The sequence below is a fragment of the Celerinatantimonas sediminis genome (genome assembly GCF_046054195.1).
Lineage (GTDB): Bacteria > Pseudomonadota > Gammaproteobacteria > Enterobacterales > Celerinatantimonadaceae > Celerinatantimonas.
In genome coordinates this window covers 208,285-228,621 of the sequence record NZ_JBEQCS010000003.1, presented here as the reverse complement: position 1 = coordinate 228,621, position 20,337 = coordinate 208,285, and the positions used below count along the sequence as shown (strand labels likewise).

Here is a 20,337-nt window from a genome sequence, read left to right as displayed (position 1 = left end):
AGAGATGCAAACAGAACGGAAACAAACACCATGAATCTTCACGAATATCAAGCAAAACAGCTATTTCGCGAGTTTGGTCTGCCTGTTCCGGAAGGATATGTTGCTGAGAATCCGCAGGATGCTGCTCGTAATGTTGACTCACTAGGAGGCAACAAATGGGTTGTAAAATGTCAGGTTCATGCAGGTGGGCGAGGCAAAGCAGGTGGCGTGAAAGTCACAAGTAGTAAAGAAGAAATTCGTCAGTTTGCGCAGCACTGGCTTGGTAAAAATTTAGTAACTTATCAAACCGATGAAAAAGGGCAGCCAGTTCATAAAATTTTAGTTGAACAAGCATCTGATATTTCTTCAGAACTGTATTTAGGTGCGGTGGTTGACCGAGCCAGTCAACGAATTGTGTTTATGGCCTCGACAGAAGGTGGCGTTGAAATTGAAAAAGTGGCGAGTGAATCACCTGAGTTGATTCATACCGCAGCAATTGACCCACTAACTGGTCCTCAACCTTATCAAGCTCGTGAGTTGGCGTTTAAGCTTAACTTAGATGCAAATCAACAAAAACAGTTCGTCAAATTGTTTATGGGACTTGCAACTTTATTTCAGCAGTATGATCTTTCATTGATTGAAATTAACCCGCTGATTATTACTCAGCAGGGTGATTTATTGTGCTTAGACGGCAAAATTAATGTTGATAATAATGCGCTTTATCGCCAGCCCAAATTGCGTGATATGCAGGATTTAACACAAGAAGATGAGCGTGAAGCACGCGCCGAACAGTGGGAACTAAACTATGTTGCACTTGATGGCAACATTGGTTGTATGGTCAATGGTGCAGGGCTTGCAATGGGAACCATGGATATTATTAAAATTCATGGTGGAGAGCCGGCCAACTTCTTAGATGTTGGTGGCGGAGCAACTAAAGAGCGCGTGGTTGAAGCGTTTAAAATTATTCTCTCTGACAGCAATGTTAAAGCCGTGCTAGTTAATATTTTCGGCGGCATCGTTCGTTGCGACTTGATTGCAGACGGAATTATTGGTGCTGTTGCTGAGGTTGGAGTTCATGTTCCTGTGGTTGTCCGCTTAGAAGGTAATAATGCCGATGTTGGTTCTAAAAAACTGGCTGATTCGGGACTAAATATCATTGCTGCAAAGAGTTTGTCTGATGCTGCAAGTCAGGTGGTTAAAGCGGCAGGAGGAGTGCAATGAGTATTTTAATTGATAAAAATACCAAAGTGATCTGCCAGGGCTTTACCGGAGGCCAAGGAACATTCCACTCGCAGCAAGCTCTGGAATACGGAACCCAATTAGTGGGCGGTGTCTCTCCAGGTAAAGGTGGGAGCGAACATTTAGGTCTGCCTGTATTTAATACCGTTCGAGAAGCTGTCAACGCCACTGGTGCAACTGCTTCTGTCATTTATGTTCCTGCACCGTTTTGCAAAGATGCCATTTTAGAGGCGATTGATTCTGGGATTCAGTTGATTGTTTGCATTACCGAAGGTATCCCAACACTTGATATGCTTATTGTGAAGCAAAAACTTGAGCAGACCGGTGTGCAGATGATAGGACCTAACTGCCCTGGGATTATTACTCCGGGGCAGTGCAAAATCGGTATTATGCCCGGACACATTCATCTGCCTGGTAAAGTTGGGATTGTGTCGCGTTCAGGAACGTTAACCTATGAAGCGGTAAAACAGACAACAGATGAAGGATTCGGCCAATCTAGTTGTATTGGTATTGGCGGTGACCCAATCCCTGGCGCTAGTTTTATCGATATTTTGGCATTGTTTGAAGCCGACGATGAAACTCAAGCGATTGTGATGATAGGTGAAATTGGCGGTTCTGCTGAAGAAGAAGCGGCAGCTTATATCAAAGCAAATGTAACCAAGCCTGTGGTTTCTTATATTGCAGGGGTAACAGCACCAGCGGGTAAACGCATGGGACATGCTGGAGCGATTATTGCCGGAGGCAAGGGGACAGCGGCTGAAAAATTTGCAGCACTTGAAGATGCCGGCGTTAAAACAGTTCGCAGTTTAGCTGACATTGGTAAAGCGTTAAGAGAAGTCACTAATTGGTGATAATCTAAGCTTTGTAAAGTTTGGTATATGCAAATGAAAAGCCCACATTATTTGATAATGTGGGCTTTTTAGTGGCTAAGATCGAATCGAATTAATTATGAGTGGTCAACGCTTTTTCTAGCGACCAGTGAGCTTCTAAGCGTTGCTGAACAATATTCGTTTCAATATCGTAAATTTCAGCAAGTTCACTGATAGTCGCATAGGGTGCATCATTACAGATTATTGATAATGGCGCATTTTTCTTGGGTTGGCTCTCCTCAGCTGAATTCGTAGACATACTCATTGATTCTGACCTCGTTTTGATATTAGCTAAAAAACATACAGGTACACCAAAGCACCACCTTTTCTCTCAGGTGGAAGAACAAAGAGGTGTTATTTAACTCTGGTTGATTTTTGTTCGATTTGCAAGTTTCTTCTGATAGTCGGTCTTAACGATTTCCAGCGCTTTTAAGACTAACTCATATTCGACCTGATTTTCTTCTAACAACTGGATCAAATCGACTGCCAGTTTGATTTCTGGAGGAGCGTTATCGAGAGACATAAAATCCGCACTAGTGAAACTTACCGCTTAATTATAACACAATTAAACGGTAAGTTGCAGTTGAGTTAACTCAAACAAATGCTAGATGTTGGCGATTACTGCAGTAACCAGACTTGAAATGCTTTACGTTCAGCTTTACTTGCTTTGTTATACCAGAATTTGAGCATATCAAATGGTTGGTTTTTAGCATTAGCAGGTTTGTGTGAATGGTCAATCATCCAAATCCGGATGTCTTTACGAGTTTGATCATCTGATTTGTTATACCAGAATTTCATCATTGTGAATTCATTTGATTCTGCAATCTCTTTTGGAGCAGGCGCTGGTGCATCATAACCGTCAGTGGTATCGCCTTGGAAATGGCGGATTTCTTTAACATAGTCACGAGTTGGCTGAAATCCTGGTTTTAACGGCAACATTTGCTGATGGTAATCTGCTTTTTTTCCATCTGCTGTGACAATGGTAAAATCAGGTTTATCAGCAAAACCTTGCGCTTTACGCTGGTAGTAAATATGAGGCGCTTTAAGCGTCAATACCGCATCTTTACTAACTTTGGTTTCGATAATAATGGGTTGTGATTGGAAATTGCTGCTGTCTTTACCATGACGAATCGTTTTATTATAGCGAACTACAAATTGGTGGTGGCCAGCTTTCACATCAACTTTAAAATCACCGCCAAATTTAGTCGCTGGTTGCAAGTCAACATACATAATTTCAAAAGATGTCGGTACCTGAAATGTTGCAGCAACTGCTGGTAAAGCAACGCTTCCTAACATGACAGAACTGAATAAAATAGCTTTATGGTTAAAGCGCATATACATAACTCCTAACTAGCGCGATTGTTTTTGTTTAATAAGTTGTTCTAATTGCCAGGTTGTGCGTTGGCACCGTCCATAGCGTGTTTTTAAATCAAGAATGCTTTTTTGCAATACAGCACTTTGCTCAATACTGCCTGACCGGTTTAACTGCAGAATTTTCTTATCGATTTCTTCTTTTAAACGGTGCTCAAATATATGCTGCTGCTCTAATTTAGCATAAAGCTGGGTTAAGTTACCTGAATCCACAACCTTTTTTACTTTGGAGCGCCAAGCATCGACTTTTGCTTTATCCTTGGTTTGCTGATTAGGTCGTCGATTTAGCACCTCTTGAAGCATGATAAATTTACCACATAATCGGTCACAATAAAGTTGCAACAAGTCTAAATCTGCAGTTTTTTGGCTAAGGCGCTGTAGCCGGGCTAAATCATCAAAAAGCTCGTCTGCATAATCGCAGAATAGATCGGATAGACAGTGAAAACGCTCATCTTTACGAGCCAATACTTTATAAGCTCGCCGGCCTTGTTGATCAGCAAGTCTAGCTTGTTCTCGTAAGATGTTTAACTGTTTTTCCAGTTTTGATATTTGCTCTAGAACCAGGCCTGCCATGCTAATTTCCCTGCTAAGATAACCACAATTAAAACAAACACTGGACGAATAAAATTTTCGCCAAATCGAATGGCTGAATGGGCACCAATCAATGCGCCCACCATAATACTGCAACCTAACACTAAGCCAATTGACCAATTTATATGGCCAAGGTAGACGAACGTAAGCAGTGAGACAAAATTACTGGTGAAGTTCATTGCCTTGGCAATTGCGGCACACAATAACATGCGAAAGCGATAGAGGGCCAGAGAGGAGACTAACCAAAAGGCTCCAATTCCTGGGCCTGCAAATCCATCATAAAATCCTAATAAAATACCTTGTAACCATTGCTTTTGATGAAAATGAGGCGGTGGTTGTATTTGTGGCTGATGCCGTTGTCGGTGTTGCCATATCGTATAAATTGCGCTGGCAATAATGATAACGGGCAATAATTTTTCTAACCAGTAGCGGCTGACCAAGTTCACAATACATACACCGCTGATTGCACCAATAGTCGTTGCTAGAAAACTGCGCCACCAAAGTTTGGGATGAAACAACCTTTGCCGATAAAACGTAATCGTTGCGGTGCTGGAGCCAAAGCTCGCTGCCAATTTATTCGTCCCTAAGGCAAGGTGAGGTGGAAGCCCAATACCTAATAGCGCTGGAATCGTTAATAAACCGCCACCGCCAGCAATTGCGTCAATAAATCCAGCAACAAGGCCAGTGCCGATAATTAGAAATATATTAATTGAGTCAATCATTTATATAAGATAGTTGATAACCAGGGAGTGCATTTAATAGTTGCTGCCCATAGCGACGAGTGACCATCCGTGAATCAAGAATGGCGATGATACCTGAATCTGATTCTTTTCTCATTAATCTGCCACAACATTGAATTAATTTTCGACTCGTCTGGGGCAGCGTCAGTTGTAAAAATGGATTAAGTCCCTTGCTTTCTAACAACTCAGAATGACTTTGCGTGACAGGATCGGTTGGTACCGCGAAGGGCAGACGAGGAATCACCAAATGCGTGAGGTAATGTCCGGGCAAGTCGATGCCTTCGCCAAAACCTGTGGTTGCAATCAGTAGTCCTTGTTTATAGGTATCGATATGTTTTCGATATGATTTTAGCAAGGCCTCGTTGGATTGGGTCCCCTGAATAAAAACGCCTTTTAATTGAGCCTTATTTACATTATCTGCTAAGTCATCGACCAGTTGATAAGAGGTGCAAAGCACCACCATGGCCGTATCAATGGAATAATTGTTGATGATATATGAAGCTAAGTTAGTAACGTAATTTTGCTCAGTTGGCGCTGGAAAATTTTTGCTTAAACGAAGTGTAACCTGGCGGTAATTAAATGGTGAGGGATTAATGAGCTGCTGACTATTATCCAAACACTGATATAAACCAGTTTGAATTAAAAAATAGTCAAATCGGCCAAGTGCTGAAAGCGTGGCAGAAAGGGCTACGACAGAAAAGGCGCGCTGCCACAAAATGGCTTGTAATTTACTTCCGACCTCTAATGGGGAAAGTGACAAAGAGCAATCGTTTTTGGTGCGCTCATACCAGTAGGCAAACGGCGCCTGGTCTGATTCTCTTTGGCAGTGATAAAGCGTGTTTAGAATGTTTTCGGCTAATACTTGAAAAGGCCCTAATTGCGACAGCTTTGTCTCAGCAATGCCTTGAGCCAATAGACCATCGCTGGCCGCTTCTTGAACTTGTCCGGCAAATTGTTCAAGTGTTCGCTGCAGTTTCTGCGCGCTAGCGTGATAATTATGTGCCAAATCTTTAATTGTCTTAGGCAGTTTTCCTGGCGAAAAACGCCAAATATCGTTTTCAAAATGGCTTTCATTTTTGTATTGATAGTCACTAAGACGATTTAGTAATTGAGTGATGTCAGAAAGTGCATCAAGAGCTGTTAATCGTGATTGGATAAATCCGCCGCTGTTAAGTTTTTCGTTAACTTGGCTAATCCACAGACGAATCTGTTCTACTTGGCTTAATGAATGTTTGATAGGTAACTGACAAAGGCTTGCATCACGGGTTATATCCGCGATGAGATGCGCTTCATCTAATATATAGATGCATTCCTCTGGCTCGGGTAGGACAATGCCACCGCCGCGTTCAAGGTCGGCTATCAACAAACTATGATTGGTTACGATGACGTCAGCTTTTTGTAGTGCTTGGCGCGCTTTGGCAAAAGGACACTGTCGATGTCGCGGCATTGTGTTATTACAACTAAACCCATCACTTTGAATTTGTTGCCAGATAGAATCAGATATTGTCGTTGGCCAACTATCTCTATCACCTTGCCATCGGTTGTTTTTAAGTGCTTGCCAGAGCTCATTTATCACTACGGCATCTTGATGTAATTTCGGCGAGAGCGACAATCGTTTTAATTTATGAGCGCAACAATAGCGCTGTCGCCCTTTGGCTAAGTGAAATGAAAACTTCCCCTCTAATGCGCGATGGACTTTTGGCAGTTCTTGAGTAATGAGCTGCTGCTGCAAAGCAACCGTCGCCGTTGAAATTACCAGTTTTCGCCTAAATTGCAGAGCTAATGGAATTGCCGACAGTAAATAAGCGAGTGATTTACCCGTACCTGTGCCGGATTCAACCAAGAGAATTCGCTGTTTTGGATTAATTTCGCCTGCGATAGCTTGAGATATTGTTGCGATGAGTTTGTTTTGCGCAGCCCTTGGAGAGAAGTCTGGGTTTTGTTCTCTTAGTGTTTGATAGGTTTTTCGAATTAGCTTTTTGTGTTGCGCACTTAACATAAATGTCATCATTCTACGATAGAGTCATCATGATAACGGCTTTGGTTGACAAAAACAGGCCACTTTAAGAAAGATTTTAATTATGGGAAGTCTCTTTTTGGCACGATTGATTTGCAATGTTCTAGTTCACATCAGTAAATTTAGGGTTATCGTGAACGGGGGAAAATTAACCAAAATTAGCTCGGCTAAAAAGTAAACAGAACTGCTGAAGTAAATAGCTGAAATTTAGGACCAGTTCGTTGATAAGAAAAAATAAAAACAATAAATGTGCAGCTTCTTTGTGCGCGAATTGGGTGCAAATGTTTTTTTAAAGTGCATTTTTAATATCAGTGTTTAGTTTTAAATTATTTAGATTGTAAAGTTCGATTAATTATTAGAAACTACATGGGTATTCTGATAGCTCAGAAAAGACCTATTTGTTTTAGGGCGTATGCTTTTATTATACATATATAAAAAACTCTCTGTTAAATGAGAGCCATTGTTTCTCTCAAGCCAAGTTGATTTAAGTTTAATAGATTCTTTATGTTATTAAACTTTGAACTCCATCACACATTTAAACTGAATGACTATTCAAAAATCTCCGAAAAATCGTGTATTTACACTATTTGTAAAAAGTTCAATTTTTTATTGCGGAATTTAAAAACCGATGGTAGGCTCAATAGCGACAGTTAGTTAATTTAACTGTCAGACTGCGAATACTAAGGATTATGTGTTTAATTGCTTATAAAGGCACAGGACAATGAAAAAAACTATTCTAGCTCTGGCTGTACCAGCTCTTCTGGCAGCCTCTGCAGCAGCAACCGCTGCTAACGTTTATAAAACTGACTCCCAGTCTATGGACGTTTACGGCCGTGTTGAAGCCGACTTAACTAATGCTGGTGGCGATAAAAGCCAGGAAAAATCAACTGACTTAGACACTGCTGCTCGTTTAGGCATTAAAGGTACCACTAAACTGACTGATGGCCTGAGCGCATTTGCTCGTGGCGAATGGCAGGTTGCTGGTGAAAATGGCGACGGAAGCAAATTCAATGCTCGTCATATCTATTTAGGTTTGGATGCTGGCACTGCAGGTAATGTTAAATTTGGCCAAACTGATACTCCTTTCTACACTAGCTTAGATAGCACTATCGATATCTTCGACCAGTGGGGTATGGAAGCTCAGTCTGGTCTGTATGGTTATAGCCGTCAGTCAAGCCAGGTTATTTACTCAAATGATTTCGGCCCTGTAACTTTACAGGCTAGTTATCAGTTTAAAACAAGTGCAGAAGATACTTTAGGTGTAGCAACAGTATCTGATGGATATGTATTTGATGCTGACACTGGTAGTTCTGCAGATGCAACAGCTACTCCTGACCAAGATAATGCATATAACATTGCAGCTGTTTATGATACAGGTATGGGTCTGAAACTGCGCGCTGCATATGCTCGTCAGAACTTTGAAGGCGACTCTAAAAAAGATAACTATGGTTTCGGTTTCGATTATACTAATGACAACTTATATGCTGCATTCGTATATGAAGGTGCCAAAGTTAAAAACGATGGTTCTGATGACCTAACTGTTAATTCATATGACTTAGTTGGTGCTTACACTATTGGTCAGACTCGCCTGTATTCAGGTTGGGGTTTCCAACGTCAGTCTGATGATGGTGCATCACATGATGGAACAGCAGTTAACTCATTCAAAGCTGGTGTTGAATATAACTTCACATCAAACTTCCTGAGCTGGGTTGAATACCGTCATAACAACGGTGCTTCTGACACTGCTAACGGTTATGCAGCAAACGAATTTGCAGTTTCTGCACAGTACAACTTCTAAGTTAATAGCTTAGTTGCTTGAATTGAAAAACCAGCCTTTATGGCTGGTTTTTTATACTATTGACAGTACATTCTCATGTTAAGCTTTATCAATTTTAACTTGTCTGTTTTAATAGGTTGGCGCGCTTATTCTAAGCGGCGTTAACTTGTGTTATTGCCGCCTTACCTGGCGGATCTGTTTATAGACTGCCTTGGTAGGTCAGCTACAAAGGAAAGTCATTCATGCAAGATTCTATTCTTACCGGTGATCGCCCAACGGGGGCTTTACATCTTGGTCACTTTGTCGGTTCGCTAAAGCAACGTGTTGCTCTGCAGTCACAATATCCGCAAACAATCTTAATTGCCGATATGCAGGCGTTGACAGATAACGGCACCGATTTAAAAAAAGCATCACAAAATATCGTTGAAGTGATGGCTGATTATTTAGCCGTTGGTATTGACCCAACTAAAACTACCATTTGCCAGCAATCTGCATTACCTGCTTTAGCTGAGTTGACGATGTTTTATGCAAATTTGGTGAGCGTTTCCCGTTTAGAGCGTAATCCAACCGTGAAAGCTGAAATTGCGTCAAAACAGTTTGGCGATTCTATCCCTGCGGGCTTTTTAACTTATCCAATTAGCCAAGCGGCAGATATTACGGCATTTAATGCGACATTGGTTCCTGTGGGGGATGATCAGTTACCGATGCTTGAGCAGACTAACGAGATTGTTCGCAAGGTAAATCGTCTAGCAAATAAACAAATTTTGGTAGAATGTAAGCCGCTGCTCTCTAATGTTTCCCGTCTACCTTCTGTTGATGGTAAGAATAAAATGTCTAAATCGCTGGGCAATACTATTATGCTGGGCAGCGATGAAGATTCGATTCGTAAAGCTGTGAAATCAATGTATACCGACCCGAATCATCTTCGCGTAGCTGATCCGGGCCAAGTAGAAGGAAACGTTGTTTTCACTTATTTAGACGCTTTCTACCCTGACCAAGATTATGTCAACGAGCTAAAAGAACACTATAAAGCTGGCGGTTTAGGGGATACTAAAATCAAAGCTATTCTTGAAGAGTGTTTGCAAGAGCTAATTCGACCGATTCGTGAAGAACGTCAAAAACTAATTTCTGATCGCGAATACTTGCTAAGCGTGCTGAAAGCAGGTACTGAAAAAGCACGAAAAGTGACAGATGACGTCGCAATCGCAGTGAAAAACATGTATGGATTAGTGCTTTAGTTGCTGATAAGCCTGAGTGATTTTCTCAAACTGTTTTGCATCTCCACCTCTGTCGGGGTGATGTTTCAAAGCCATTTCTTTGTATCGTTGTTTGATCTGGCTTTGATTCGCTCCATCGGGGAGTTGCAAAATAGTTAAGGCATCAGCATGGTTGGCATTAAAACCATTCCAAAAGTCATTGAGCAATTTTTCAACATCAGCTATTTGAGTTTGCTTTAATTGCTGCCAATCTAAATAATACGCTCGCAATGCATCATGCTTGGTTATTTTGCCGAAATCTTCTGCTTGATGATGTTTTAATAACTCGATGTTCAGTGCACCAATTGCAATGGTATAGCCTGAATTAAACAACATATCTCGTAATTGATATAAAGCATTCATAACTACAAAATGGCGTTGAAATAACTTTAAGTCCGAATTTTCTGGATTAAATTGATTTAAAAAAGAGTGCGCTTGTAGTTTTTTGAGCAGCTGATACTCGCTCATTGGAACCATCTGTTCAGAGAGGATCTTTAATATATCGCTATTAAGAGGATTACTGTTTAGCTCATTCATCTGTTTACTGTGGTGAATTGTTCATCATTTGTCAAAAGTTAATGCTCGTGATTTGCTAAACGGTAGGCGCCTTGGTAATCAAATATTCGAGCTTGAATTTTGAGAAAATTTCCTTTTTTACGAGCGATAACAAAGTCTGGATGTCGGTAGTTTCTCTCGTTCTCAATAGCTTGTTCGAGATTTTTTACAGCTTTAGGTTCAAGCCACTGGCGCTTTTCAAATATAAGATTAAAGCGCTTTTGTGCTGCAGCTTTTTTTAAATCAAATTTTTCGCTCAGCTCAAGTCCATCCTCGTCATAGTAGGTTACTTGTAACTGGCCTTGCTGATTAAAAAAACGCATTCCTGCGCAGCGAATCACCTTGGCATCTTTAAGTGACAGCGCTTTTTTTAATTGCTCATCGGGGTCAATTAATGTTTCACCGCAATGTTGGCAGCGCCTTGCTGCGATGTCATTTTCACCTAAACAGTGAGGGCATTGTTTATAGCGAAAACGATAATTGCACTGGTGTTTTTGACCATTATCGTTTTCAACTAAGCCTTGGCAGCGGCGTCCATAATGCTCAATTAGCTCACCATCAGCATCTATTTTTCCCCAAAAAGTATTAGCAAATCCACACTCAGGGCATGGGACCATCACAGGGACACTGTCTGAGTCCGGTTTGGGTTGGCCAATTTCTGGTTGATAGAGGTTAAACCCGTTACCGGCATAATCAATGACTAAGCAATCTGCTTTATTGGGTGCCAGTCTTAGCCCTCGACCAATAATTTGTTGGAATAAACTCACCGATTCAGTGGGGCGAAGCAGGGCAATCATATCAACATGTGGCGCATCAAAGCCCGTTGTTAATACGGATACATTGACTAAATATTTAATCTTTTGCTGTTTAAATCTATCAATAATTTGACTGCGCTCGCTCGCGGATGTTTCGGCGATAACAAGCGCTGCACTTAAATCATGTAGATACCCCATAATTTCTTTGGCGTGCTCAACGGTTGCAGCAAAGATCATGACGCCTTTGCGATTTTGTGAAAGCTCAATCACTTGGCCTATGATGGCCTCTGTTACCCTTTTCGAGCGAACCAGTAATTTATTCACCGCAGCTTCAGGAAATAGTCCGTTTGAGTTACGACACTCATCGAATGGATACTGGGCGATGGGGGCATCGATTATTTCGGGTTTAGTTAAATAACCTCTTCGAATCAAGGTTGCCAGTGGCAGTTCATAAATCGCGTGGATAAATGCTGGTTGTTTAGCTGGCCTTACAAAGCCTCGATAATCATATTGATAGCACCATCCTTGATTAAGACGATAAGGTGTGGCAGTTAATCCTAGAACTTTAAGATGAGGGTTAAATGCTTTTAGGTGAGCTAATAACGCGTGATATTGGCTATCTTTATCGCTGCTGACTCGATGACATTCATCAATGATGACCAGCGAATAATAGCGATTGAATTCGCTTAAGTTTCGAGAGGCAGACTGGATACTAGCAAAGCAGACTTTTTGGCTGGTATCTTTTTGATTTAACCCAGCGGCAAAAATCGAACAAGGCTCACCAATCTGGCTATATTTTGCTGCATTTTGCTCAACTAATTCGCTCACATGCGCCAAAACTAAAATTGGATAATGCGCAAGCCTTGCAAGCTCGGCAATCACCAGACTTTTCCCAGCGCCAGTGGGTAGAATAATTAGTGCTGATTCATCACTCTTTTGAAAATGGCGAATGACGGCATCGACTGCGTGGCGTTGATAATCTCGAAGTTTATACAAAAAGTAGGGCATAAATCGTTAAATTTGCCATCTATTCTAGCGATAGGCATTATATAACGCTACACTCAATGATTTACATTTACGTATCAAGCCCGAGAGTCAATTATGAAAATTGCTGAAAACAAAGTAGCGCTCATCCACTATACCGTATCAGCCCAAGGTACCGAGCTCGATAGTTCTGAAGGTAAAGAGCCGCTGGCTTTTATTGCCGGACAGGGCTTTTTGGTCCCTGGTTTAGAAGAAGCATTGATGGGACACGAAGCCGGTGAGACACTCGATGTCGAAGTTCCTGCTGATAAAGCATACGGTCAGCGTGACGACCACTTAATGCAGGCGGTCCCTAAAAATATGTTTGAAGGCATGGATGTTGAACCTGGAATGCAGTTTCGTGCAACAACTGACACTGGCGAACAGACTGTTATGGTTTTAGAAGTGCAAGATGAAGAGGTTGTTATCGACGGCAACCATCCACTTGCTGGAATGGATTTATTCTTTAATGTGCGTATCGAAGAAGTTCGCGATGCCACCGAAGAAGAGTTGCAACACGGCCACGTTCATGGCGTCGGTGGTCATCATCACTAAGCTTTAATTTATCTTAAAATTAATATGAGATTTAGTGATAAGAAGGTGCCTTTACGGCATCTTTTTCATATAAGATACAACTAATTTTTATTGGTTCTTCATGCCAGATAGGCGTTTAATGGGATTCATCATTAGCAAGGCTTATCTGGAGTCGATTTATATTTTATGACACACATCTATTTAGTGCACGGCTACACGGCATCGATTGATTCTCACTGGTTTGCTTGGCTTGAGAACACCTTAATCAAAGAATACCCTCAAGTTCAATTTTCTCGAATAGCGATGCCAAATTCGAATGCTCCTGAAGTCGATAGCTGGCTTTATAAATTAAATCAGACACTAAAATGCGATGAGTCAACGATTCTAGTTGGCCATAGTTTAGGATGCATTACGTTACTGCGTTATTTAGCGCACAGCCAAGCTCATGTGAAAGCCTTGGTATTGGTCTCTGGGTTTGCCAAGTCAGTTGCGCATTTAAAAGAGCTCGATCCTTTTGTGAGTGTTGAATTGCCTTATGCAAAACTGAAAAAACAGATAGCGCATCGGGTGATGATTTTAAGTGATAATGACAAGGTGGTGCCACCATCACATAGCAAACAACTAGCGAAAGATTTGGATATGCATTTGATTGAAGTGAAAGGCCATGGCCACTTTGTTGCAAGAGAAGGCGTTACCTCTTTACCTCAAGCTGAACAGGTAATCTCTAAGATATTAGGCAGTGATCAGTAATTAACGGGCAAAGAGCGCAGGTAACGGTGGATAAATGCGGTGTTTATCCCTTTAATGCGCATTTTTAGTTCAAGCTGCTGCAGCTTTCTATAGTCAGGGTGCTCAATAAGTTGCTCTTTTGATTTAAACCCCACTGATTGGAGCAGATCGCATAGCTGTAACGCGTCTTGACGCTGTTGTAACTCGGGTGGTATATAACCGGCATTTTTTAATACTCGATATCCTGCTCGTAATGACTCTGGAACTTGGCTGTCATCGTCTAATTGCAATGGTTTGCCTTTTCCTGGCAGGTTATCCAGATCACCTTGAGCGAGCGCTTTTGAGATATATCCTTCTGCCATCTGATCGAATATATTCATACTGTTTAGCCCCTCATCTTTAAGTAAATTTATCTTAACGCCTTTGCTGTGGCATTACCAATCATGAGCCTTAGGCGTTGGCGTTATAGATTTTTGCTTTTACCATATGCCGATATTCACTGGGCGTAATTTGGCAAATCTGTTTAAACCGAATTGAAAACTGGTAACTATCTTTATAACCTACTTGCTCTGCTACATCTTGAATCGACATACTAAAGTCCCTTAACAGCTGCTGTGCGGTATTGATGCGCTGTTGCTGTAAATATTGATGCGGTGTTTGTCCAACTTGCTCTTTAAACTTACGATTAAAAGTGCGAAGTGGCAGCCCGCATTGATTAGCAATGGTTTGGGAAGTCATGCTTAACGCTAAGTTACGTTTCATCCAGTCTTGAGCCAGCGCAATGGACTCATCAAACTGCAGCTGCCCGCCAATTTGATAAAACGGTTGTTGAGATGTGCGTGAAACTTCATGGCCGTATTGGGTTTCGATAATACTTGCGATGCGTTGGCCAAAATTTTCGGTAATGAGATAAAGCAACATTTCAGCCTGTGAGTTGATACTGGCCGTACAGTAGATGCCATCGGCAGCGGTAATCGATGCTTGCCGGTTGAGCTTTACCTTTGGATAGCGCGCCGTAAATTTTTCATAATAGTACCAATGTGTCGTAGCCACTTGATTATCAAGTAACCCGGCTTGAGCAGGCCAAACTACCCCTGTTCCCGTAGCAATGATCTGACAGCTTCGCTGATAGTTATTAACGAGCCACTGAGTTAAGCCAGGGGTTTGCTTAAGCGCTGAAAGGGGATTTCCCCACATTGGCGGGAGCACAATAATGTCAGCATTAAAATCATCAGCAAAAGTGATATCTGGTTGCAGTGTCAGTCCACCAGTCAAAGGTTGGCTCTGATGGGTTGCTGCGACTAGTCTAATTTGTAACGGATCTTCCTTTTGAAGTTTTCTATCGCGCAAAACAGCAGCACTAGTTAACATTTCAACGGGTAGCGATATCCCCGTAACAAGAGCTCTAGGGTAGAGTACGAACGCTACATTCATGTTTGGCCTAAATTTTGTATTTTTTGGCATGAATTATAGGTTACAGCGTAACATAAGTTGGTAACCTTAGCGTCATATTTATTTGGTTCAGGCAGTAGTATGACAAAAATTCCTGTAATTGTTGGTTTCGGTGGTATGAACGCCGCAGGGCGCAGTTCTGGTTTTCATAGTTATAAACGTATGATTGCCGATGTGTTAAGCACTCAACAAATGGCGTCCACCTGGCAGGACCTCGCCTTGCGAATGGGGCTTGATGGTGAACATATCGATAATGATGTCATTGAAGCAATTAAACAGGGAACGTTAGTTCGCCGGGTTGAAACCTTCGACCCTGATCATTTGCTTTATCAGTCCAAAGCGACATTAGCGAGTAATGATGGTGAAATCCATTTCACTATTCGTAAAAGCAAATTGCCAGCAAGTATTCCTGAGAGTTGGCATCTTGAGGAGCAGGGCAGCAAAGTTAAAGTGACTGTGTCAGGAAATTTAGAGGCGCTTTTACCAGAAGAAGTCTCGTTTCCAGTTAGCAGCGGCGCGAATATTCCGCGAGGATTTGATCCCGGCGCTCTTTATAATGCACGTTTTCATCCGCGCGGTATTAAGCTCAGCATCTACGGTGCGTCAGACTTAATCAATTCTCTTGGCATCGAATGGGAAACCATTCTCTCGTGTATTACACCTGATCAGGTGAGCGTATATGCGGGCAGCTCGATGGGACAGATTGATGACCAGTCGATGCAAGGGATGATGGGCGCACCATTAACAGGTGGTCGTGTCAGCTCAAAAATGATGGCTATGTCGTTTGCTCAGATGCCAGCTGATTTCATCAATAGCTATGTTTTGAACTCCATTGGTAATACTGGCACTAACATGGGAGCCTGCGCGACGTTTTTATATAACGTGCGTCAAGGCATTATGGATATTCAAAATGGTTCTGCCCGCGTTGCGATTATTGGTAACGCCGAAGCCCCAGTGATAGCTGAATTAATGGAAGGGTATCGCGTCATGGGCGCTCTGGCAGAAGATCGCCAATTGTGTGCGCTAGATGGCTCCGATACACCAGATAATCGCCGAGCTTGTCGGCCATTTTCAGAAAATGCTGGATTTACCATGGGTGAATCAGCGCAGTTTATTGCCCTGATGGATGACGAGTTAGCGGTAGAGCTGGGTGCAACCATTTATGGTAGCGTGGCAGATGTCTTTGTGAATGCTGATGCGAACAAAAAATCTATTTCAGCACCTGGCGTTGGTAACTATGTCACGATGGCCAAAGCAACGGCTCTGGCTAAAGCTATTCTGGGTGATGAAGGTTTGCAGCAAACATATGTGCAAGCTCACGGAACTGGAACACCACAAAACCGCGTCACAGAGAGTCATATCCTTAACGAAGTTGCTAAAACATTTGGCATTAAAAATTGGCCAGTCACGGCAATTAAATCATATGTCGGTCATTCAATGGGGGTTGCTGGCGGCGATCAATTAGTCGCTTCTCTGGGAGTTTGGCGTTATGGCTACATTCCTGGAATTAAAACGATTGACCATATTGCTGACGATGTGCATCGTTCGAATCTGAATATCTTGAAAGATCATCACTTCGTCGGTGATCATGGCAAAGATTGTCAGGCAGTGATTATCAACGCCAAAGGTTTTGGTGGTAACAATGCTTCGGCACTGGTTTTATCGCCAGAAAAAACCATGGCAATGTTGAGCAAAAAATATAGTCCTGAACAACTCAGCGCTTATCAGCACAAAAATGAGCAGGTTGTGCTTAAGAGCTCTCAATATGATCAAGGGGCATGTCAGGGACATGAACCGATGCTATATCACTTTGGTGAGTCAGTGATGGATGAATCCCATGTGAGATTAAGTGATTCGCAAATTCGTTTAACCAACTTTGATAAAGCGATTCCATTGCCAACCGATAATCCATTTAAAGATTATTGTTAGTCAATTGATAGTTGATATATAAAGAAAAACCACCGCAAGTCGGTGGTTTTTTTGTAGAGGCCAATTTTATTTAAGCTGATTTAGCTAACTCAATTACTTCGAACGAATTCAGCAAAGGTGTTTCTAAATGGCTCGCAATGACTAGCATCGCGGGTGAGTATGTTTCATTCAGTGCTTTAGATACAGTTTCAATGGTCTGTTTGTCGAGCCCTTCAAAAGGTTCGTCTAACAGCATTAACGTAGGGCGCTGCAGTAACACTCGGGCGAGTGATAAGCGTCTTGCTTGTCCGCCTGAGATATCGCTGCCTTGTGAACCTAATAAAGTATCAATTCCTTTTGGCAGGCTCTTAACCCAACTATCTAATGCAACAGCCTTAAGCACATCCCAAAGCTCATCTTCACTTGCTTTAGGCTGACCTAATCGCAAGTTGTTAGCTAATGTCTGATTAAAGATATAAGGCGTTTGTGATAGATAGCCAATTTGAGCTTGATAACCCATCCGCTGCTCTAAACTCACAGGCATGTCATTGTAGATAATTTGCCCTTGCTCTGGGCTGAGTTGATTTGCCAATGCATCTAACAGAGTACTTTTACCAATCCCACTTGGGCCTTTGAGCCATAGCTGGGTCCCAGATTCGATATGAAGTGTAATTTCTTCCAATCCATTGACCGCGCCTGCTTTTCGAATCGATGCGTTCTCTATACAGATTTTAGTCAGTGGTTCAGATGGCATATTGCTATCGGGTGGAGTGATACTTTCTCTCGGCTGGAGCTGGTTAAGTCGTTTAATACCAACTTGAGCTTGTGCTGTGCCAATGAAAGATGTCGCAAGATTAGATAGCACTTCATTAAGACCTAGCAGTGCAAATAACAATCCAGCAAAAACTGAGCCGTTTATCTGCCCGCTTTCCAGAGCGCTTGCCGCCAATAAGCTGCTACTCATAATAGTTAGAGCGATGATAGCGAGCATCATATGGCGCGTGCCAGCAGCGATTAATTGCATACGGTATTCGCAGGCAAATTGCTTTTCATCGAGGCGAAATAGGCGCTGCGCATAATTTTGCCAGCGTCCGCGAATCAACAGTGTTACTAGTGCGCCAAACAGGTTTATAAAACGGGTCCGCCGGTAAACGCCAATCATCTGTAGTTGCCAAACTAGCTTGCGTCCTAAGCGATAACTTAACCAAGGCAAAATAATCGCATTAATAATTAAGCCTGACGCCATTGGGATAAGAGTGACAGGTGCCCCAAAATAAATGACGACCAGATAAGCTGCGCAGCAGACATAAGCGTATATTCTTGGCATCCATACTTTAAGCGGCCAGCTGTTGATGAGATCAACGTCATTGACGACACGCTGTAATAAAGAGCCAATTTTTAGATGTTGCACAAATGGATGCGCGGTTAATTGTTGCCAGATCCAAAGGCGCAGCTCTTTTAGTAAGCTAAGCAGATGGTGGTGAGCGCTAAGCTGCTCAAAATAGCGACCACTGGTTCGTAAAATAGCCATTAAACGAATCAATGCGCCCGGCGTAAAATAATTAAATGAGATGGTAATTCCCATTACCCCGGCAAGACCTGCGGCAGTAATAAACCATCCCGATATGGCCAGCAGAAAGACGGCCGATAAAGTTGAGATTAGCCCGAGTAATAACGCGAGCCAGAGCATACCGCTTTGATTTTTAGTCAGCGAGCGAATCGTTAACTTCTGGTTAGCTTTCATTGTTACCCCCTTGCTCAACGATTTCACCGTGATGCATTACTAATGCTCTGTCACACCAATCTACAGGGTGGGTGTCATGGCTAATCAAAAGAGTCGTTTTATTGCGGGTGACCTTTTCAAGCGTTTTATAAAGTGCTTGACCCGTTTCGCTATCGAGATGCGATGCTGGCTCGTCCAGTAACCAGATTGGCGCATCGGTTAAAATAGCTCTGGCAATTGATAACCGTTGCAATTGGCCGCCAGACAATCCAGAGCCTAACTCCGAAATTGGCGTGTCTAAGCCTAATGGCAAGGCTTTGATAAAATCGGCAGCTTCGGCTTGAACCAATGCATTGGCGACATCAGTATCGTTAACCGTTCCCAATCCTAAGATGAGGTTTTGAGCTAATGTGCCGCTGACCCATTCAGGCATCTGTGGGATCCATGCTAATTTTTTACGCCAACTATCCAATGCTAAATGTTTGAGTTCGTGCTCACCAATTAAGAGCTGGCCTTGGTAATCAAGATGAAATCCAAGCAAAATATTAAGCAAAGAAGATTTACCCGCACCTGACTCACCACTTAGCCAAATTCGCTCGTTAGGTTGAATGGTTAAGTTGACATTACTCAGCAGATTGCGTCCATCAATCGTCCAGCGTAGTTTTTCAAAAACAACGGGCTGGTTAGATTGCGCTTGCGCTAATGATTTATCTTCAACTGGTTGGACAAGTTCGACATCTAAAATTTCTAAAACTTTTTCAGCAGCTGCGAGTGCTTTTTGTTTGGCATGATAATCGCCGCCGAGTTGACGTAGCGGCAGATAAAACTCTGGTGCTAGCAGCAACATAAACAATGAGTCATGCAAGTTTAGAAAGATTTCGCCTTTAAAGCCCGGAACTTGTTTAATTAAACCTAGGCCAAGGATCAACGCTACGATAGCAATTGAAATGGAGGCAAAAAGTTCAAGCGTCGCTGTTGATAAGAAGGCTAAGCCAAGTACCTTCATCGTTGTATTCTGATACGCTTCAGCGCTGTCTTTCAGCCGTTTTTCAGCTTGTTTTTCGCGGCTTAGTAAGCGCAGCTGAAAAAGCCCTCGTGTTAAGTCGACAAACTGGTTGGATAACACCGATAACACAGCAAATTGTTTGCGGTTCGCGTTAGCCGCTTTTTGTCCCACTAAAATCATAAAATAAATGACGAGCGGGGCAGTAAAGATAAACACTGCAAATGCAAACCAAGAGACGACAGAGGCGCAGATTAAGATTGCCAATGGAATGAATACACACATCATTGCCTGAAGCTGATAGCGACTAAAATAATCGTCTAGCGCATCGACTTGTTCATAAACGGTGGTCGATAGCCCGCCATCCTGATCAATGATATGTCGGGCCGGGCCCAACTGAGCTAAGTGTTTAATCAAACGCTCGCGAAGAGAAGCGCGAATATGAATACTTGCTTTGGCACTAAACTGGTCTTTGATAAATCCGGCTGCTGCGCGAACCAGAATGGTGACCATTAACCAATAGACTAAATAAATGGGGAAATGATGGGTCAGAACTAACTGACTAATGATTGTTGCCAATAATGCTGCTTGTATGATGACAGTAACCGTAATCACACCACCTGCAAAAAGCGCAGCAACGAACGGTTGCCGTTGCTGCGCTTGCAGATTTTTGAGCAGGTCTTTGGACTTATTCTCCGGAACCTTCTTGCTCAACATCTTCACCTTTATAACCGTAGAATTCTAGCCAAATCGCATTGATAATGCCGAACGCGCTGGCTAAAAGTACACCTAAAACCCAGGCAAAATACCACATAA

Annotated in this window: 20 protein-coding genes; 7 read left to right on the top strand and 13 right to left on the bottom strand. The window is 42.4% G+C overall.

Annotation, left to right across the window (positions count from 1 at the left end; all coding sequences use genetic code 11):
* Positions 1 to 30: 30 nt before the first annotated feature.
* Positions 31 to 1,200 carry an ADP-forming succinate--CoA ligase subunit beta gene (sucC, locus tag ABTQ23_RS05960; RefSeq protein WP_408614749.1) on the top strand — a complete coding sequence of 390 codons (1,170 nt, stop codon included), beginning with the start codon at positions 31 to 33 and terminating at the stop codon, positions 1,198 to 1,200.
* The gene (sucD, locus tag ABTQ23_RS05955) at positions 1,197 to 2,069 is read left to right on the top strand and encodes a succinate--CoA ligase subunit alpha (RefSeq protein WP_408614748.1); all 873 of its coding nucleotides are present in this window, start codon (positions 1,197 to 1,199) and stop codon (positions 2,067 to 2,069) included. The genes sucC and sucD overlap by 4 nt, the downstream gene beginning before the upstream one ends.
* 91 nt (positions 2,070 to 2,160) lie before the next feature.
* Here the strand turns inward: sucD and ABTQ23_RS05950 are convergent, their stop codons facing one another.
* From ABTQ23_RS05950 to dinG, 6 genes are all read right to left on the bottom strand, one after another.
* Positions 2,161 to 2,352, bottom strand: coding sequence for a hypothetical protein (locus ABTQ23_RS05950; RefSeq protein ID WP_408614747.1), 192 nt, complete (start codon positions 2,350 to 2,352; stop codon positions 2,161 to 2,163).
* A gap of 93 nt (positions 2,353 to 2,445) precedes the next feature.
* Positions 2,446 to 2,610, bottom strand: coding sequence for a pleiotropic regulatory protein RsmS (gene rsmS / locus ABTQ23_RS05945; protein ID WP_408614746.1), 165 nt, complete (start codon positions 2,608 to 2,610; stop codon positions 2,446 to 2,448).
* A 95-nt stretch (positions 2,611 to 2,705) separates the two neighbouring features.
* Positions 2,706 to 3,422, bottom strand: coding sequence for a YccT family protein (locus ABTQ23_RS05940; RefSeq protein WP_408614745.1), 717 nt, complete (start codon positions 3,420 to 3,422; stop codon positions 2,706 to 2,708).
* A gap of 15 nt (positions 3,423 to 3,437) precedes the next feature.
* Positions 3,438 to 4,031 carry a primosomal replication protein PriC gene (gene priC / locus ABTQ23_RS05935; protein ID WP_408614744.1) on the bottom strand — a complete coding sequence of 198 codons (594 nt, stop codon included), beginning with the start codon at positions 4,029 to 4,031 and terminating at the stop codon, positions 3,438 to 3,440.
* Positions 4,013 to 4,771: a sulfite exporter TauE/SafE family protein gene (locus tag ABTQ23_RS05930; RefSeq protein ID WP_408614743.1), complete on the bottom strand. Its 759-nt coding sequence runs from the start codon at positions 4,769 to 4,771 to the stop codon at positions 4,013 to 4,015. The genes priC and ABTQ23_RS05930 overlap by 19 nt, the downstream gene beginning before the upstream one ends.
* Positions 4,764 to 6,788 carry an ATP-dependent DNA helicase DinG gene (gene dinG / locus ABTQ23_RS05925; RefSeq protein ID WP_408614742.1) on the bottom strand — a complete coding sequence of 675 codons (2,025 nt, stop codon included), beginning with the start codon at positions 6,786 to 6,788 and terminating at the stop codon, positions 4,764 to 4,766. Before dinG ends, ABTQ23_RS05930 begins: the two co-directional genes overlap by 8 nt.
* A 739-nt stretch (positions 6,789 to 7,527) precedes the next feature.
* Between dinG and ABTQ23_RS05920 the strand changes: the two genes are divergently transcribed.
* Positions 7,528 to 8,604 carry a porin gene (locus ABTQ23_RS05920; protein WP_408614741.1) on the top strand — a complete coding sequence of 359 codons (1,077 nt, stop codon included), beginning with the start codon at positions 7,528 to 7,530 and terminating at the stop codon, positions 8,602 to 8,604.
* Between the two features lie 221 nt (positions 8,605 to 8,825).
* Complete coding sequence (gene trpS, locus ABTQ23_RS05915) at positions 8,826 to 9,821, top strand: tryptophan--tRNA ligase (protein ID WP_408614740.1); 996 nt, start codon at positions 8,826 to 8,828, stop codon at positions 9,819 to 9,821.
* On the opposite strand, the gene ABTQ23_RS05910 is transcribed toward trpS, so the two are convergent.
* Together ABTQ23_RS05910 and radD are read right to left on the bottom strand one after the other, a co-directional pair.
* The gene (locus ABTQ23_RS05910; protein WP_408614739.1) at positions 9,810 to 10,376 is read right to left on the bottom strand and encodes a DNA-J related domain-containing protein; all 567 of its coding nucleotides are present in this window, start codon (positions 10,374 to 10,376) and stop codon (positions 9,810 to 9,812) included. The two genes, trpS and ABTQ23_RS05910, sit on opposite strands and share 12 nt — an antisense overlap.
* Before the next feature lie 38 nt (positions 10,377 to 10,414).
* Positions 10,415 to 12,157, bottom strand: coding sequence for a DNA repair helicase RadD (gene radD, locus ABTQ23_RS05905; RefSeq protein ID WP_408614738.1), 1,743 nt, complete (start codon positions 12,155 to 12,157; stop codon positions 10,415 to 10,417).
* A 93-nt stretch (positions 12,158 to 12,250) separates the two neighbouring features.
* Between radD and ABTQ23_RS05900 the strand changes: the two genes are divergently transcribed.
* On the top strand, positions 12,251 to 12,727 hold the full coding sequence (locus tag ABTQ23_RS05900) for an FKBP-type peptidyl-prolyl cis-trans isomerase (protein ID WP_408614737.1): 477 nt from the start codon (positions 12,251 to 12,253) through the stop codon (positions 12,725 to 12,727).
* A 165-nt stretch (positions 12,728 to 12,892) separates the two neighbouring features.
* Positions 12,893 to 13,456: an RBBP9/YdeN family alpha/beta hydrolase gene (locus tag ABTQ23_RS05895; RefSeq protein ID WP_408614736.1), complete on the top strand. Its 564-nt coding sequence runs from the start codon at positions 12,893 to 12,895 to the stop codon at positions 13,454 to 13,456.
* Here the strand turns inward: ABTQ23_RS05895 and ABTQ23_RS05890 are convergent.
* Complete coding sequence (locus tag ABTQ23_RS05890; protein WP_408614735.1) at positions 13,450 to 13,815, bottom strand: DnaJ family domain-containing protein; 366 nt, start codon at positions 13,813 to 13,815, stop codon at positions 13,450 to 13,452. The genes ABTQ23_RS05895 and ABTQ23_RS05890 overlap by 7 nt on opposite strands.
* A 70-nt stretch (positions 13,816 to 13,885) precedes the next feature.
* Complete coding sequence (locus ABTQ23_RS05885) at positions 13,886 to 14,869, bottom strand: GlxA family transcriptional regulator (RefSeq protein ID WP_408614734.1); 984 nt, start codon at positions 14,867 to 14,869, stop codon at positions 13,886 to 13,888.
* 99 nt (positions 14,870 to 14,968) lie between these two features.
* Between ABTQ23_RS05885 and ABTQ23_RS05880 the strand changes: the two genes are divergently transcribed.
* On the top strand, positions 14,969 to 16,816 hold the full coding sequence (locus tag ABTQ23_RS05880; protein WP_408614733.1) for a beta-ketoacyl synthase: 1,848 nt from the start codon (positions 14,969 to 14,971) through the stop codon (positions 16,814 to 16,816).
* 70 nt (positions 16,817 to 16,886) lie between these two features.
* Here the strand turns inward: ABTQ23_RS05880 and cydC are convergent, their stop codons facing one another.
* From cydC to cydX, 3 genes are read right to left on the bottom strand one after another with little or no spacing between them, the layout of a single operon-like run.
* Complete coding sequence (gene cydC / locus ABTQ23_RS05875; protein ID WP_408614732.1) at positions 16,887 to 18,539, bottom strand: thiol reductant ABC exporter subunit CydC; 1,653 nt, start codon at positions 18,537 to 18,539, stop codon at positions 16,887 to 16,889.
* Entirely contained in the window at positions 18,529 to 20,238 is a 1,710-nt protein-coding gene (gene cydD, locus ABTQ23_RS05870; protein WP_408614731.1) for a thiol reductant ABC exporter subunit CydD, read from the bottom strand. The genes cydC and cydD overlap by 11 nt, the downstream gene beginning before the upstream one ends.
* The gene (gene cydX, locus ABTQ23_RS05865) at positions 20,210 to 20,335 is read right to left on the bottom strand and encodes a cytochrome bd-I oxidase subunit CydX (protein ID WP_408614730.1); all 126 of its coding nucleotides are present in this window, start codon (positions 20,333 to 20,335) and stop codon (positions 20,210 to 20,212) included. Before cydX ends, cydD begins: the two co-directional genes overlap by 29 nt.
* Positions 20,336 to 20,337 lie beyond the last annotated feature (2 nt).

Bases quoted from the DNA above. Each gene is read 5' to 3' on its own strand.
- cydD (WP_408614731.1), bottom strand. From the start codon at position 20,238: ATGTTGAGCAAGAAGGTTCCGGAGAATAAGTCCAAAGACCTGCTCAAA.
- ABTQ23_RS05895 (WP_408614736.1), top strand. From the start codon at position 12,893: ATGACACACATCTATTTAGTGCACGGCTACACGGCATCGATTGATTCT.
- ABTQ23_RS05880 (WP_408614733.1), top strand. From the start codon at position 14,969: ATGACAAAAATTCCTGTAATTGTTGGTTTCGGTGGTATGAACGCCGCA.
- rsmS (WP_408614746.1), bottom strand. From the start codon at position 2,610: ATGTCTCTCGATAACGCTCCTCCAGAAATCAAACTGGCAGTCGATTTG.
- ABTQ23_RS05920 (WP_408614741.1), top strand. From the start codon at position 7,528: ATGAAAAAAACTATTCTAGCTCTGGCTGTACCAGCTCTTCTGGCAGCC.
- cydX (WP_408614730.1), bottom strand. From the start codon at position 20,335: ATGTGGTATTTTGCCTGGGTTTTAGGTGTACTTTTAGCCAGCGCGTTC.
- ABTQ23_RS05950 (WP_408614747.1), bottom strand. From the start codon at position 2,352: ATGAGTATGTCTACGAATTCAGCTGAGGAGAGCCAACCCAAGAAAAAT.
- priC (WP_408614744.1), bottom strand. From the start codon at position 4,031: ATGGCAGGCCTGGTTCTAGAGCAAATATCAAAACTGGAAAAACAGTTA.
- sucC (WP_408614749.1), top strand. From the start codon at position 31: ATGAATCTTCACGAATATCAAGCAAAACAGCTATTTCGCGAGTTTGGT.
- ABTQ23_RS05900 (WP_408614737.1), top strand. From the start codon at position 12,251: ATGAAAATTGCTGAAAACAAAGTAGCGCTCATCCACTATACCGTATCA.
- ABTQ23_RS05910 (WP_408614739.1), bottom strand. From the start codon at position 10,376: ATGAATGAGCTAAACAGTAATCCTCTTAATAGCGATATATTAAAGATC.
- ABTQ23_RS05885 (WP_408614734.1), bottom strand. From the start codon at position 14,869: ATGAATGTAGCGTTCGTACTCTACCCTAGAGCTCTTGTTACGGGGATA.
- trpS (WP_408614740.1), top strand. From the start codon at position 8,826: ATGCAAGATTCTATTCTTACCGGTGATCGCCCAACGGGGGCTTTACAT.
- ABTQ23_RS05930 (WP_408614743.1), bottom strand. From the start codon at position 4,771: ATGATTGACTCAATTAATATATTTCTAATTATCGGCACTGGCCTTGTT.
- sucD (WP_408614748.1), top strand. From the start codon at position 1,197: ATGAGTATTTTAATTGATAAAAATACCAAAGTGATCTGCCAGGGCTTT.
- dinG (WP_408614742.1), bottom strand. From the start codon at position 6,788: ATGTTAAGTGCGCAACACAAAAAGCTAATTCGAAAAACCTATCAAACA.
- radD (WP_408614738.1), bottom strand. From the start codon at position 12,157: ATGCCCTACTTTTTGTATAAACTTCGAGATTATCAACGCCACGCAGTC.
- cydC (WP_408614732.1), bottom strand. From the start codon at position 18,539: ATGAAAGCTAACCAGAAGTTAACGATTCGCTCGCTGACTAAAAATCAA.
- ABTQ23_RS05890 (WP_408614735.1), bottom strand. From the start codon at position 13,815: ATGAATATATTCGATCAGATGGCAGAAGGATATATCTCAAAAGCGCTC.
- ABTQ23_RS05940 (WP_408614745.1), bottom strand. From the start codon at position 3,422: ATGCGCTTTAACCATAAAGCTATTTTATTCAGTTCTGTCATGTTAGGA.